The sequence below is a fragment of the Actinoplanes sp. NPDC051851 genome (assembly GCF_040681165.1).
Taxonomy (GTDB): Bacteria; Actinomycetota; Actinomycetes; order Mycobacteriales; family Micromonosporaceae; genus Actinoplanes.
Map to the genome: position 1 here is coordinate 1,218 of NZ_JBFAYF010000075.1, position 12,945 is coordinate 14,162.

Consider the following 12,945-nt stretch of genomic DNA (forward strand, 5'->3'; position numbering starts at 1 on the left):
CGGGCTCGCCGAGCGTCGCCGGGCTCGCCGAGCGTCGCCGGGCTCGCCGAGCGTCGCCGGGCTCGCCGAGCGTCGCCGGGCTCGCCGAGCGTCGCGGGGTAGGCCGAGCGTCGCCGGGTAGGCAGTGGTCGGGTAGGGGCGGTCCGGATGGCCGGGAGCGGGGAGAGGCTCGGGCTGAGGGCGTACGGGAGAAGGGGGTTAAGCGACGGCGGTGCGGGAACGGCGGTGGTGGTTGTAGAGGGCGAAACCGATGGCGACCCCCACGCCGACGCCGAGAGCGGCCGCGAACGGGACCGCTGGGCCGCCGCGGAGGCGCTTGCCGAGCGGGATGGGGTGGCGGAACTCCAGGATCGGCCAGGAGCGTTCGGTGGCGACGCGGCGCAGGGTGCGGTCCGGGTTGACGGCGCTGGGGTGGCCGACCGACTCCAGGAGGGGCAGGTCGCTGCTGGAGTCGGAGTACGCGAAGCACTCGGCGAGGTCGTAACCGCGTTCGGCGGCGATCTCGCGGACGCCGACCACCTTGGCCGGGCCGGCGGAGTAGAACTCGACCTCGCCGCTGTACCGGCCGTCGACGATGGCCATCCGGGTGGCGATCACGTCGGTGATGCCGAGCAGGGCACCGATCGGGCGGACCATCTCGTCGCCGGACGCGGAGACCAGGACGACGTCGCGACCGGCGGCCTGGTGCTCGGCGATCAGCGCGGCGGCCTCGGCGTAGACGTACGGATTGATCAGCTCGTTGAGGGTCTCGGCGACGATCTGCTGGACCTGCTCGACGCGCCAGCCCTTGCAGAGAGCGGCGAGATAATCCCGGGTCCGGGCCATGGCCTGCTCGTCGGTGCCGCCGCCGAGCCGGAACATCAGCTGTGCGTAAGCGGACTTGACCACGTCACGCCGGCTGATCAGGCCATCACGGTAGAACGGCCGTCCGAAGGCCAGGGCACTGGACTTCGCGATGACGGTCTTGTCTAGGTCGAAAAAGGCGGCGCTCAGGCCCACGGGCGGCAAGTGTAGCCGCAGTCGGCGAAGGGCCGGGGACCCACCGGCCGATGGCGAGTCCCCCGGCGAACCGTGGCGACCGGCGAACCGTGACTGCCCGTGAAAACGGTCAGACGGGCAGGGACATGGCATCGAGTTACATTCGGTACTCGACTTGCCGCGCCAGTCTGAGGCAAACTTGTGTTTGCGATGGGATGGGTGTTGTTACCAGCGCGTCGCGTGAAGCCTGGTCCTCCTGAGGACCGCGAGATCTCGGTGATTGCGCCCCCCGCGGTCACCGAGTGATTCGGCTCGACCCCCCCGGAGCCGAATCTCAGGACGACCCCCGTCTCCCCCGACGGGGGTCGTTCCCTCTCCAGGCTCAGCTGCCGGTCGCCAGGGCGTCCTCGTCCTCTAGGCCGAAGAAGCCGGCGAGGCCGGTGACGACGAGGACCCGGCGGAAGGTCGGGCTCGGGTTGACGACCACGAAGACCGTGCCCGTGTCGGCGGCCGCGCGATAACCCTCCAACAGGGCGCCGAGGCCGGTGGAGTCGATGAAGGACGCGGCCCGCAGATCCACCCGCACCGTCGGCGGAGTCCAGTCGGCGACGGCGTCCCGGATCCCCTGAGCCACCTCGTCGGCGTTCGAGAAGTCGATCTCGCCGTGCACCGTGACCGTGACCGTGCCGTCGTCCGAGAGCGTGGTCCGGATCGCGTTATCCATGCCCTACCCCATCGGTCCGAGTCGGCACCAACATACCCAACCCGCCCGGCTTCAACCGGATCGCTATAGCTCATCCGATCGGGGAGCGGGCGTTTTCCACAGCCGTAGGGCTGTCCACAGGCCGGTGTCGCGTCGATTGCCGGCCCGGTGGCCCTCCCGGGACGGTGGGACTCCGCCCGATCCCCTGGAGTCCCGAGATGCCGCACCCGCACCGCCCGCTGGTCGTGACCGGCGATCCCGACCTTCTCGACGACCTGTTGCGCCTCGCCGCGGCGGGTGGCACCGAGGTGGACGTGGCCGCCGATCCGCCGGGCGCACGAGCCCGCTGGACCGGCGCCCCGCTGGTCCTGATCGGCGCCGACCAGGCCCGGTCCGGCCTGCGCGCCCGGCTGCCCCGCCGGGACCGGCTGGTCGTGGTGGCCCGTGCCGTACCGGCGGAGGAGATCTGGGTGGTCGCCGATCCGCTCGGCGCCCAGCACGTCGCGGTACTGCCGGAGGCCGAGCCGTGGCTGATCGAACAGTTCCGGCTGCGTCCCCGCCCGCCCGCAATCTCCCGGACCGTCGCGGTGATCGGCGGTCGCGGCGGCGCCGGGGCCAGCATCCTGGCGGCCGGGCTGGCCACCACCGCCGTACGCCGAGGTCACCGGACGCTGCTGATCGACGCGGATCCGCTGGGCGGCGGGCTGGACCTGGTGCTCGGCTGGGAACGGGTGGGCGGGCTCCGCTGGCCGTCGCTGGCCGAGGCGGGTGGCCGGGTCGATCCGCCGGCACTGCTGCAGGCGTTGCCGCACCGGGGCGATCTGGTGCTGCTCTCGTTCGACCGGGACGAGCTTCCGGGCGTACCGGCGGAGGCGATGGCGGCCACCCTGGACGCCGCGCGCCGGGGCCGGGACGTGATCGTCGCCGATCTCCCGCGACGGCTCGACGACGCGGCGGTGCTCGCGCTGCAGGCGGCCGACCGTGCACTGCTGGTCGTCCCGGCCGAGTTGCGCGCCGCGGCCTCGGCGGGCCGTACGCTTTCGCAGCTCACGCCGCACTGTGACGACATCGCGGCGGTGGTGCGCGGTCCGGCGCCGGGCAACCTGAAGGCCCGCGAGATCGCCGCGGCGCTCGGGCTTCCCCTGGCCGGCACGCTGCGCCCGGAGGCGGGGCTCTGTCACGCGATGGAGCGTGGACATCCGCCCGCCGCCGACGGCCGTGGGTCACTCGCGGTGCTCTGCCGCCGGCTCGTCGCCGATCTCGTGCGTACGGCGGCGACCCGATGACCGTCACCGATCGGATCCGTCGCCGGCTGGCCGTGGACGGTGTCGAGGCGACGCCCGCCGCGGTGGTGCGGGCGGTCCGCCGCGGCAACGAGGTGCTCGGCGACACGGCCGTGCTCCGCCTCGCCGACCAGGTGCGCGACGAACTGCTCGGCGCGGGTCCGCTGGCGCCGCTGCTCGCCGACCCCTCGATCACCGACGTGCTGGTGAACGGCGTCCAGGTCTGGGTGGACCGGGGCGCGGGGCTGCAGCGGGCGGCGGTGCGCCTCGGGTCGCCGGAGGACGTCCGCCGGCTGGCGCAGCGGCTGGTGGCGGCCTGCGGGCGGCGGCTGGACGACGGGCAGCCGTACGCGGACGCCCGCCTGCCCGACGGCACCCGCCTGCACGCGGTGCTGCCTCCGGTGGCGACCGGCGGGCCGTACCTGTCGCTGCGGACGTTCCGGCAGCGCCCGTTCAGCCTCGGTGACCTGGTCGCGTGCGGGACGGTGGACGAGGCGGTGGCGCCGGTGCTGTCGGCGATGGTGGGTGCGCGGCTGGCGTACCTGGTCTGCGGCGGGACCGGGAGCGGCAAGACGACCCTGCTGGCGACGCTGCTCGGCCTGGTGCCGCCGACCGAGCGGATCGTGCTGGTGGAGGATGCGGCGGAGCTCCGGCCGGTACATCCGCACGTGGTGGCGCTGCAGGCGCGCACGGCCAATGTGGAGGGTGCGGGGGCCGTCGGGCTGACCGATCTGGTTCGGCAGGCGCTGCGGATGCGCCCGGATCGGCTGGTGATCGGGGAGTGTCGCGGCGCCGAGATTGTCGATCTTCTTGGTGCGCTCAATACCGGACATGACGGTGGCGCGGGCACGCTGCACGCGAACGCGCCCGGCGACGTGCCGGCCCGGCTCGAAGCCCTCGGCCTGCTGGGTGGGCTGCCCCGGTCGGCGCTGCATGCCCAGGTGGTGGCGGCTTTGCAGATCATTCTTCTGGTACGCCGTACCGAGAGCGGTCGCGTGCTGGAGTCGGTCAGCGTGCTCGTGCCCTCCGGTCCGGATCGTCTCGCGACCGTGGTGCCCGCCTGGCAGTGCGGCGCCGGCCCCGGCCCGGGAGCCCCGGTGCTCGGCCGGATGCTGGGCGAGCGCGGCGTCCCGGCGCCCCCGATCCTGCGGGCCGCCCGATGACCGGAGTACTGGCCGCCTGCCTGATCGGATGCGCCGTGACGGTCGCCTGGCCGTGGGGCGGTGGCGTCGTCCGGGAACGATTGCACGGACCCCGGAGGCTGGACCTGACCGTGCTGCCGTCGCTGCGTACGGCCGTCCGGGTCCTGGCGGCGCGCCGATGGCGGGGTGTCGCCGGGGCGGGTGCGGCGGCGGCCCTGTCCGGGCTGTTCGCGGGCGGCCCGGTGGGCGCGGTGGTCGCGGCCGCCTACGCGGCGCTGGCCACCGACGAGTGGATCCGGTGGGGTACGCGGAAGCGGGCCGAGGCCGAACGGCGGGCGGCGCTCGACGGGCTGTGCGCGCTCGTCGCCGACCTGCGCGCCGGGGTGCCGCCGGTGCTCGCGACCGCGGCGCCGGCCCCCGGCCGGATCGGGCGGCTGACCGAGGCCGTGTGGCGGCTGGCGGACCGGACCGGTGCCCCGGCGGCGGACCTGCTGGAGCGGATCGAGGCGGACGCCCGGGAGGCGGAGCGCGCCGTCGCGAAGGCGGTCGCGCAGTCCGCCGGAGCGCAGGCCACCGCTCTGTTGCTGGCCGCGCTGCCACTGGGCGGAATCGGTCTGGGGTACGCGATCGGCACCGACCCGCTGGCGGTCCTGCTGCACACCCCGGTGGGTGCGGCGTGCGCGATCCTCGCGGTTCTGCTGCAGTGCGGCGGCCTGCGATGGGCCCAGACCCTGTCCGATAGGGCACACCAGTGACCGGCGAGACCCCGGCCGCGTGCGCGATGGCCGCCCTGCTCCGGCCGGGTGGACCGGTCCGGGTGCCGTTCCGGGAGTGCTGCGTGGCGGCGCTGATCGGGGCCCCGCCGGGGGACGCCTGGTGCTCCGCCCTGGGGCCCGCGCCCGAGGTCACCGAGCCGGTCGAGGCGGAGGTACGGCCGTGAACGCCGCCGGGCAGCGGCTCGCCCACATCGGGGCGGCCGGTCGGCCCCGGGTTCCCGACGAACGCCGGAACCGGCTGCTCATCGCGGCCGCGGCCGGGCTCGGGGTGGCCGGGCTGATCGGCGGCTGGGCGGGTGTCCCGGTCGGCGGTGCCGTCGCGCTGGGGACCGAGCGGTTCCTGAAACGGCGCCCGCCCGCGGACGTGCGCCGGGAACGCCGGAGCGCCCTCGCGGACCTCCCGCTCGGCGCGGATCTGCTGGCCGCGGCGTTGCGAGCGGGCGCGCCGGTCGACCGGGCCGCGGCCTCGGTCGCCGACGCGCTCGGTGGGCCGCTGGGGGAGCGGCTCCGGCGTACCGCCCGCTCGCTGCGACTGGGCGCCGTTCCCGCCGAGGCCTGGGCGCACCTGGCCGACGTCCCCGGCGCGGATCGGCTGATCGCGGCCGCGGTCCGGTCCAGTGCCAGCGGCGGGGCGCTCGCCGGCGCCCTGGAGCGGCTCTCCGGTGACCTGCGCGCCGACCGGACCGTCGCGGTGGAGGCCGCGGCCCAGCGTGCCGGGGTGCTGATCGTGCTCCCGCTCGGGCTCTGCTTCCTCCCCGCCTTCCTGCTCGCTGGCCTGGTGCCGGTGCTGGTCGCCGCCGTCGGCGGCCTCCTGTGAGCCGTTGGCGGCCGTCGCCGGCGGGCTCCTGTGAGTGACACCCGAGGTACGGCGCCCGCCGTGCCCGATCTGAGGAGGATCACGTGCACGAGATCATCGCGTCCTTTCGGCGCCTGCGCACCGAGGCGGCGGACGCGGGCATGAGCACCGCCGAGTATGCCGTCTGCACCCTGGCGGCGGTCGCCTTCGCCGGACTCATGATGAAGGTGCTGACCAGCTCCGGTGTGCAGTCCGCCCTGCAAGCCCTGATCCTCAAGGCGCTGAAGTGATCAGGCGCCGACGGCCCGGCCGGGTGCCGCGCTCCCCGGTCGCTCCCGGCGAGGAGGATCGGGGGTCGTTCACCGCCGAGCTCGCGGCCGGGCTGCCGGCGCTGATGCTGCTGCTCTTCGCCGGGATCGCGGCGGTCTCGGCGGTGACGGCCAGGATGCAGTGCCTCGATGCGGCCCGGGAGGCGGCGCTCGCCGAGGCCCGGGGCGAGCCGGGCGGTTCGGTGGCGGCCCGGATCGCCCCGGCGGGTGCCGGCATCCGGCTCGGCGGCGACGCGGAGAGCGTCACCGCGACGGTCTCGGTACGCGTCAGCGTGCTCGGCACGCATCTGCCCGGCATCGACGTCGAGGGTTCGGCGGTGGCCGCCCGCGAGCCGGCGGGGACCGGGTGACGCGCGGTCCCCGCGGCGGATGCCCGGCGGCCGGGGGAAACGGGCGGCGGCGGGATCGGGGCTCGGCGTCGATCTTCGTCCTGGCCGTCGGGCTGTTCGTGCTGACCGCGGCGCTCGCCGGCGCCGCGGTCGGTTCGGCCCGGGTGGCCCGGCACGTCGCCCGTAACGCCGCCGACCTGGGTGCCCTGGCCGGGGCGGCCCGCGCGATCGAGGGCACCGGGGTGGCCTGTGCCGAGGCCGGGCGCTACGTCGCGGCGAACCGGGCCCGGATGACGTCGTGCGAGGTCACCGGTCTGGAGGTGGTCGTCCGTACCGAGGTCTCGATGACGTCGCTGCCCGGCACCGCCACGGCCGCCGCCCGCGCCGGTCCGGTCGCCTACTCCGGAGGCGGCGTCTGAGCGGGGATCGAGGGCAGGGCGGCCAGGACCGTGTCGAGGACCTTCACCGCGTCCGGTTTGTTCAGCGGGTGGTTGCCGTTGCCGCACTTCGGGGACTGGACGCACGACGGGCAGCCGGATTCGCAGACGCAGGAGGCGATCGCCTCGCGGGTGGCGCGCAGCCACTCGGCCGCCGTTGCGTAGGCGCGTTCGGAGAACCCCGCCCCGCCCGGATGGCCGTCGTAGACGAAGACCGTCGGTGCCTCGGTGTCCGCGTGGTTCGCCGTCGACAGGCCGCCGATGTCCCAGCGGTCGCAGGTGGCGATCAGCGGGAACAGGCCGATCCCGGCGTGCTCGGCGGCGTGCAGGGCACCGGGGAAGTCCGTCGGCCGCACCCCGGCGGCGATCAGCGCCTCGGGCGAGACGGTGAACCAGACCGCGACGGTACGCAGTTCCCGGACGGGCAGGTCCAGCGGGCGGGTGTCGATCACCTCGCCGCTGCCGAGGCGCCGGCGCTGGTACGACACCACCTGGCTGGACACGTCCACGTCGCCGAGGAAGAGCCCGACCGGACCGGCGTCCACGTACGACCGGACGCCGACCACCGACACGTCGGTGACGTCACGGGCGTGGGTCGTCCAGTCCGGCTCCTCCTGGCGGACCAGGGCGACGCCGTCCGAAAGGTCCAGCTCGTCCACCACGTACGTGACGCCCTGGTGCAGGTAGACCGCGCCGTCGTGCAGCATGGCGTGCGACGAGGCGGGGTCGACCGTGCCGAGCAGCCGTCCGGTGGCGCTCTCCACCACGGCCACCGGCGAGCCGCCCGTACCGCGCAGGTCGACGTCGGGGCGGCCGCGATGCGTCCAGTACCACCCGGAGGGGCGCCGTCGCAGCACCCCCTCGGCGACCAGCTGCTCGACGAGCCGTGGCGCGGCCGGGCCGAAGAGCTCCAGGTCGTCGCGGGTGATCGGGGCCTCGAAGGCGGCACAGCAGAGTTGTGGTCCGAGGACGTACGGGTTCCCCGGGTCCAGGACGGTCGCCTCCACCTCGCGGCCGAAGAGCGCCTCCGGGTGGTGCACCAGGTACGTGTCCAGCGGATCGTCCCGGGCCACCAGCACGGCGAGCGCCTCGTTCCCGGCCCGGCCGGCGCGTCCCGCCTGCTGCCAGAGCGACGCCCGGGTGCCGGGGTAGCCGCAGATCAGCACCGCGTCCAGCCCGGCCAGGTCGACGCCGAGCTCGAGCGCGTTGGTCGAGGCGAGGCCGAGCAGTTCGCCGGAGAGCAGTGCCCGCTCGATCTCCCGCCGGTCCTCGCGCAGGTAGCCGCCCCGGTACGCGGCCACCCGGTCGCCGAGCCCGGGTACCGCCTCGTCCAGGGACCGCCGGGCCATCGCGGCCACCACCTCGGCGCCGCGCCGGGACCGGATGAAGGCGAGCGTCCGCGTCCCGTTGACGATCGCGTCGGTGAGCAGGTCGGCCGTCTCCCGCAGCGCCGACCGCCGCACCTGGATCACCTCGGCGTCCTGTCCCGACAAATCCGATGAATCCGAAAAGTCCGATGCGGCGGACGTGGGCGGCGAGGAGGCGGCCTGCGGGAGCGCGGGAAGGGGATCGGCGAGCTCGGGAGGCAGCAGCGGCGGTTCCCAGAGGGCGAACGTCGTCGCCCCGCGGGGTGAGGCGTCGGCTGTGACGGCTGTCACCGAAACGCCGGTCAGGCGGGAAGCGCTGCCCGCCGGGTCGCCCGACGTCGCCGACGCGAGCACGAACGTGGGTGTCGCGCCGTAGCGGGCCGCGACCCGGCGGAGGCGGCGCAGGACGTGGGCCACGTGAGAGCCGAAGACTCCCCGGTACGCGTGACATTCGTCCACCACGACGTACCGGAGACGCCGGAGGAAGACCCCCCAGCGCGCATGTCCCGGCAACAGGCTGTGATGCAGCATGTCGGGGTTGGTGAGGACGAATCGCCCGTGCTGGCGGATCCACTCCCGCTCCTCGCGGGCCGTGTCACCGTCGAGCGTGGCCGGCCGGACGTCGTCGAGACCGAGCCGGACGATCGCCCGGAGCTGATCCGCTGCCAGGGCTTTCGTCGGTGAGAGGTAGAGCACGGTCGCCTTCGGATCGGCGGCCAGGGTACTGAGCGCGGGCAGCTGGTAGGCGAGCGACTTGCCGGAGGCGGTTCCCGTGGCCAGGACGACGTGCGTACCCTCCCAGGCGAGGGTGGCGGCGGCCGCCTGGTGTTCCCACGGCGCGGTGATGCCCTGCGCGGTGAAGGCGTCACGCACGCTCGGGCCGGTCCAATCCGGCCAGGGCGCCACCCGGCCCGGCCGGGACGGCACCCGCTCGACGTGCGTGATCGGGGAGTCCGCCTCGGACGAGACCCGCGCCCGCAACCGATGCAGCAGCTCAGCGGGACCGAAGGCGGTGGACGTCACGCCTTGCACTGTGACACCGGAATGCCGCCAACCTCAAACGGGTAGGACGGTGGGTGCCACGCGTCGCCCGCTGTCGGTCGGTGGTTAGATTCGCGGGGGAGATCAGGGAGGAGGACCGATGGAGCTGTCGCTGGCGACGCGTACCGTCGCCGAGCACACGGTGCTCGAGGTCGGTGGCGAGGTCGACGTCTACACCGCGCCTCGGCTGCGTGAGCGCCTCATCGAACTGGTCGACGCCGGTGCCCGGGACGTGGTGGTCGACCTGGAGCGGGTCGAGTTCCTCGACTCCACCGGCCTGGGCGTGCTGGTCGGCGCGCTGAAGCGGTTGCGGACCGCGCAGGGCACCTTCGGCCTGGTCTGTGCCAAGGAGCCGCTGCTCAAGATCTTCCGGATCACCGCGCTGGACCAGGTGTTCCCGATCTTCCCCACCGTCGAGGCTGCCACCGAACGCGACGGCAGCGGTCCCGCTTCGTGATGGCGACGGTTCGGCTGTCCTTCTCGCCGGCGCCGGTGCACGTCCGCACCGCCCGGCTGGTCGGTGTGGCGGTGGCCCGGCGTGCGGGCGTCGCCGAGGACCTGCTGGACGAGGTGCGCCTGGCGATCGGCGAGGCGTGCACCCGGGCGGTCGCCCTGCATCGGCAGTACGGTCTCGCCGACCTGGTCACCGTGGAGATGTCCGACTCGGACTCGTACACCGTCCGGGTCATCGACCACGCTCCGATCGAGGCCAGCATCGGCCTGACCAAGCTTCCGCCGGACGAGCTGGCCGCAGAGTCGCTCACCGACGAGGACCTGACCACCGGCGTGGGCTTCGCGCTTCTCGCCGGTTTCGTCGACGACCTGCAGGTGCGCCCGGTCGAGGACGGCCCGGGCACCGAGGTCCGCATGGTCTGGCCCGTCAGCCGCCGCTGAGAGGCCCGATCCGGCCCGTCAGCCGCCGCCGAGAAATCCGTACCCGGGAATTTCTCTGGTGGCAATCTGCCTTCATAACGGACAAATCGCCCAAATAAGACTACCCTGAAGAGATCAAACCTCCTGCATACCCCGTTGCGATCAGCTAACACAGCGGCAAACATCACCGCGACACGGCTGGTGCAGCATGTGACGATCGCCACGTAAGACCTATACAGTACGCGAGTTATCAGCTACTGCAGGTCCCGCGTCCGCAGGGTCTGGTCGGTCTTCCCCGCTCCCCGGGGAATGCGCCCGGAGGGTCTCGTCCACCGTCCGGGAGCGGTCGGTGTACAGGAGGACATTGATGTCCGGGAGCTCGATAAGTCTCGCCGCCGAGGGTGGCGGAGCGTCCGCCCTCAGCGGTTCCAACGTCACGTTCGTCATCGTCGCCCTGGTGTTCGCCCTGATCGCTCTGGGCTTCGCCGCGATGTTCGTTCAGTCAGTCTTGAAAGCTCCTCGGGGCACCAAGAACATGCAGGAGATCGCCGGCGCGGTGCAGGAGGGTGCGTCGGCGTATCTGATCCGGCAGTTCCGCACGCTGGCGATCTTCGTGGTGATCGCCGTGGTCCTGCTCTTCCTGTTGCCGGTGCACGAGACCGACAACGAGACCTGGGTGAAGATCGGCCGCTCGCTCTTCTTCATCGTCGGCGCCGTGTTCAGCTCGTTCATCGGCGGTGCCGGCATGGCGCTGGCGACGCGGGCGAACCTGCGGGTGGCCGCGGCCGCCGGTGAAGCGGGCGGCCGGGAGACCGCGATGGGCATCGCCTTCCGCACCGGTGGCGTGGTCGGCTTCCTCACCGTCGGCCTGGGCCTCTTCGGCGGCGCGCTGGTCGTGCTGATCTTCAACAGCGACGCGCCCACCGTACTGGAGGGCTTCGGCTTCGGCGCCGCCCTGCTCGCGATGTTCATGCGGGTCGGCGGCGGCATCTTCACCAAGGCCGCGGACGTCGGCGCCGACCTGGTCGGCAAGGTGGAGAACAACATCCCCGAGGACGACCCGCGCAACGCCGCGACCATCGCCGACAACGTGGGCGACAACGTCGGCGACTGCGCCGGGATGGCCGCCGACCTCTTCGAGTCGTACGCGGTCACCCTGGTCGCCGCGCTGATCCTGGGCCAGGCCGCGTTCGGCCAGGACGGCCTGATCTTCCCGCTGATCGTCTCGACGATCGGCGTGGTGATCGCGATCCTGGGCGTCTTCATCACCCGGCTGCGCCCCTCGGACCGCAACGGCCTCACCGCGATCAACCGGGCGTTCTACCTCTCCGCCGCGGTCTCCGCGGTCGCCGTCGCGGTGGTCACCTTCCTCTACCTGCCGGACACGTTCCGCGGGTTCGGGGACGCCGGGATCGACCAGGCCATCGTGGACAGCGGCCGCAACCCGCAGTGGGTGGCGATCGGCGCCGTGGTGATCGGCATCGTGCTGGCCGCCGCGATCCAGGCGCTGACCGGCTACTTCACCGAGACCGAGAAGCGCCCGGTGCAGGACATCGGGAAGTCCTCGGCGACCGGCGCGGCCACCGTGGTGCTGGCCGGCATCAGCGTCGGCCTGGAGTCGGCGGTCTACTCCGCGCTGCTGATCGGCGCGGGCGTCTACGGCGCGTTCCTGCTCGGCGGCACGTCGCTCACCCTGTCGCTCTTCGCGGTCGCGCTGGCCGGTACCGGCCTGCTCACCACGGTCGGCGTCATCGTCGCGATGGACACCTTCGGCCCGATCTCGGACAACGCGCAGGGCATCGCCGAGATGTCCGGCGACATCGACGAGAAGGGTGCGCGGATCCTCACCGAGCTCGACGCGGTGGGCAACACCACCAAGGCGATCACCAAGGGCATCGCGATCGCCACCGCGGTGCTCGCGGCGACCGCGCTGTTCGGCTCGTACACCAACAGCCTGGTCAGCTCGCTCACCGACGCCGGAGTCTCCGACGTGCAGGGCGAGATCTACCAGCTGCTCAACATCGCCAACCCGCGCAGCCTGGTCGGCCTGCTGATCGGTGCCGCGGTGGTCTTCCTCTTCTCCGGTCTGGCGATCAACGCGGTGTCCCGTTCGGCGGGCGCGGTGGTGATGGAGGTGCGCCGGCAGTTCCGGGAGCACCCGGGGATCATGGACCGCACCGAGCGGCCCGAGTACGGCCGGGTGGTCGACATCTGCACCCGGGACGCGCAGCGTGAGCTGCTCACCCCCGGTCTGCTGGCGATCACCGCCCCGATCGCGGTCGGCTTCGGGCTGGGCGCGGGGGCGCTGGCGGCGTACCTGGCCGGCGCGATCGGCGCGGGCACGCTGATGGCGGTCTTCCTGGCCAACTCCGGCGGCGCGTGGGACAACGCCAAGAAGCTGGTCGAGGACGGCGCGCACGGCGGCAAGGGCTCCGAGGCGCACGCCGCGACGGTCATCGGCGACACGGTCGGCGACCCGTTCAAGGACACCGCGGGCCCGGCCATCAACCCGCTGATCAAGGTGATGAACCTGGTCTCGCTGCTGATCGCCCCGGCGGTCGTGGCGTGGAGCGTGGGCAGCGAGGCGAACACCCCGCTGCGGGTGACCGTGTCCGTGGTCGCGGTCGCGATCGTCACCGCCGCGGTGGTGTGGAGCAAGCGGAAGCCGATCTCGATGGGCGAGGAGGAGGCCGCCAGCGCCGCGGGCGCCTCCGACACGGCCCGCGCGGTCCAGGACTCGCAGCACAGCGACGCCACGGGCCAGTCCCGGATCAAGGACAACGTGGGCTGATCCGCACCGGTCGAAAAGGGGCACTCGGCGGCGAGCCGGGTGCCCCTTCCCCGACTGTGAACACGAATGACTCGATCGAGGCGTGTGGAGTGACCGGCCA

Annotated in this window: 13 protein-coding genes and 1 pseudogene; 11 read left to right on the top strand and 3 right to left on the bottom strand. The window is 73.2% G+C overall.

Translation table 11 applies throughout. The features are described 5' to 3' along the window. Positions 1–198: 198 nt before the first annotated feature. Together AB0M08_RS41215 and AB0M08_RS41220 are read right to left on the bottom strand one after the other, a co-directional pair. A complete protein-coding gene (locus tag AB0M08_RS41215) occupies positions 199–999 on the bottom strand; it encodes an HAD-IB family hydrolase (RefSeq protein WP_364505805.1) in 801 nt (266 codons plus the stop codon). Positions 1,000–1,360: 361 nt separating this feature from the next. Beyond that, entirely contained in the window at positions 1,361–1,702 is a 342-nt protein-coding gene (locus AB0M08_RS41220) for an STAS domain-containing protein (RefSeq protein WP_364505807.1), read from the bottom strand. A gap of 197 nt (positions 1,703–1,899) precedes the next feature. Here AB0M08_RS41220 and ssd point away from each other — a divergent pair, with 197 nt between their 5' ends. The 8 genes and pseudogenes from ssd (at position 1,900) to AB0M08_RS41260 (ending at position 6,755) form a co-directional block, all read left to right on the top strand. Beyond that, positions 1,900–2,967 (top strand): septum site-determining protein Ssd, encoded by a 1,068-nt coding sequence (gene ssd, locus AB0M08_RS41225; RefSeq protein WP_364505809.1) that lies wholly within the window; start codon positions 1,900–1,902, stop codon positions 2,965–2,967. Further along, on the top strand, positions 2,964–4,127 hold the full coding sequence (locus AB0M08_RS41230) for a TadA family conjugal transfer-associated ATPase (RefSeq protein ID WP_364505811.1): 1,164 nt from the start codon (positions 2,964–2,966) through the stop codon (positions 4,125–4,127). The genes ssd and AB0M08_RS41230 overlap by 4 nt, the downstream gene beginning before the upstream one ends. Positions 4,128–4,417: 290 nt before the next feature. Beyond that, a pseudogene (locus AB0M08_RS41235) lies at positions 4,418–4,861 on the top strand (hypothetical protein); the annotation flags it as partial. After that, on the top strand, positions 4,858–5,046 hold the full coding sequence (locus AB0M08_RS41240; protein WP_364505813.1) for a hypothetical protein: 189 nt from the start codon (positions 4,858–4,860) through the stop codon (positions 5,044–5,046). The pseudogene AB0M08_RS41235 and the gene AB0M08_RS41240, both read left to right, overlap by 4 nt. 74 nt (positions 5,047–5,120) lie before the next feature. Continuing rightward, positions 5,121–5,699 (top strand): type II secretion system F family protein, encoded by a 579-nt coding sequence (locus tag AB0M08_RS41245; protein ID WP_364505863.1) that lies wholly within the window; start codon positions 5,121–5,123, stop codon positions 5,697–5,699. Positions 5,700–5,839: 140 nt separating this feature from the next. Further along, entirely contained in the window at positions 5,840–5,968 is a 129-nt protein-coding gene (locus AB0M08_RS41250; RefSeq protein WP_364505865.1) for a DUF4244 domain-containing protein, read from the top strand. Then, positions 5,965–6,357: a TadE family type IV pilus minor pilin gene (locus tag AB0M08_RS41255; RefSeq protein ID WP_364505815.1), complete on the top strand. Its 393-nt coding sequence runs from the start codon at positions 5,965–5,967 to the stop codon at positions 6,355–6,357. Before AB0M08_RS41250 ends, AB0M08_RS41255 begins: the two co-directional genes overlap by 4 nt. After that, positions 6,354–6,755, top strand: coding sequence for an Rv3654c family TadE-like protein (locus AB0M08_RS41260; RefSeq protein WP_364505817.1), 402 nt, complete (start codon positions 6,354–6,356; stop codon positions 6,753–6,755). The genes AB0M08_RS41255 and AB0M08_RS41260 overlap by 4 nt, the downstream gene beginning before the upstream one ends. Here AB0M08_RS41260 and AB0M08_RS41265 read toward each other — a convergent pair. Continuing rightward, a complete protein-coding gene (locus AB0M08_RS41265) occupies positions 6,734–9,172 on the bottom strand; it encodes a DEAD/DEAH box helicase (RefSeq protein WP_364505819.1) in 2,439 nt (812 codons plus the stop codon). The two genes, AB0M08_RS41260 and AB0M08_RS41265, sit on opposite strands and share 22 nt — an antisense overlap. Before the next feature lie 109 nt (positions 9,173–9,281). On the opposite strand from AB0M08_RS41265, the gene AB0M08_RS41270 reads away from it, so the two are divergent. The 3 genes from AB0M08_RS41270 (at position 9,282) to AB0M08_RS41280 (ending at position 12,845) form a co-directional block, all read left to right on the top strand. Further along, positions 9,282–9,638, top strand: coding sequence for an STAS domain-containing protein (locus AB0M08_RS41270; RefSeq protein ID WP_196417014.1), 357 nt, complete (start codon positions 9,282–9,284; stop codon positions 9,636–9,638). Further along, positions 9,635–10,075 carry an ATP-binding protein gene (locus tag AB0M08_RS41275; protein WP_364505821.1) on the top strand — a complete coding sequence of 147 codons (441 nt, stop codon included), beginning with the start codon at positions 9,635–9,637 and terminating at the stop codon, positions 10,073–10,075. Before AB0M08_RS41270 ends, AB0M08_RS41275 begins: the two co-directional genes overlap by 4 nt. Positions 10,076–10,421: 346 nt before the next feature. Then, entirely contained in the window at positions 10,422–12,845 is a 2,424-nt protein-coding gene (locus AB0M08_RS41280; protein WP_364505823.1) for a sodium-translocating pyrophosphatase, read from the top strand. Positions 12,846–12,945: the final 100 nt, after the last annotated feature.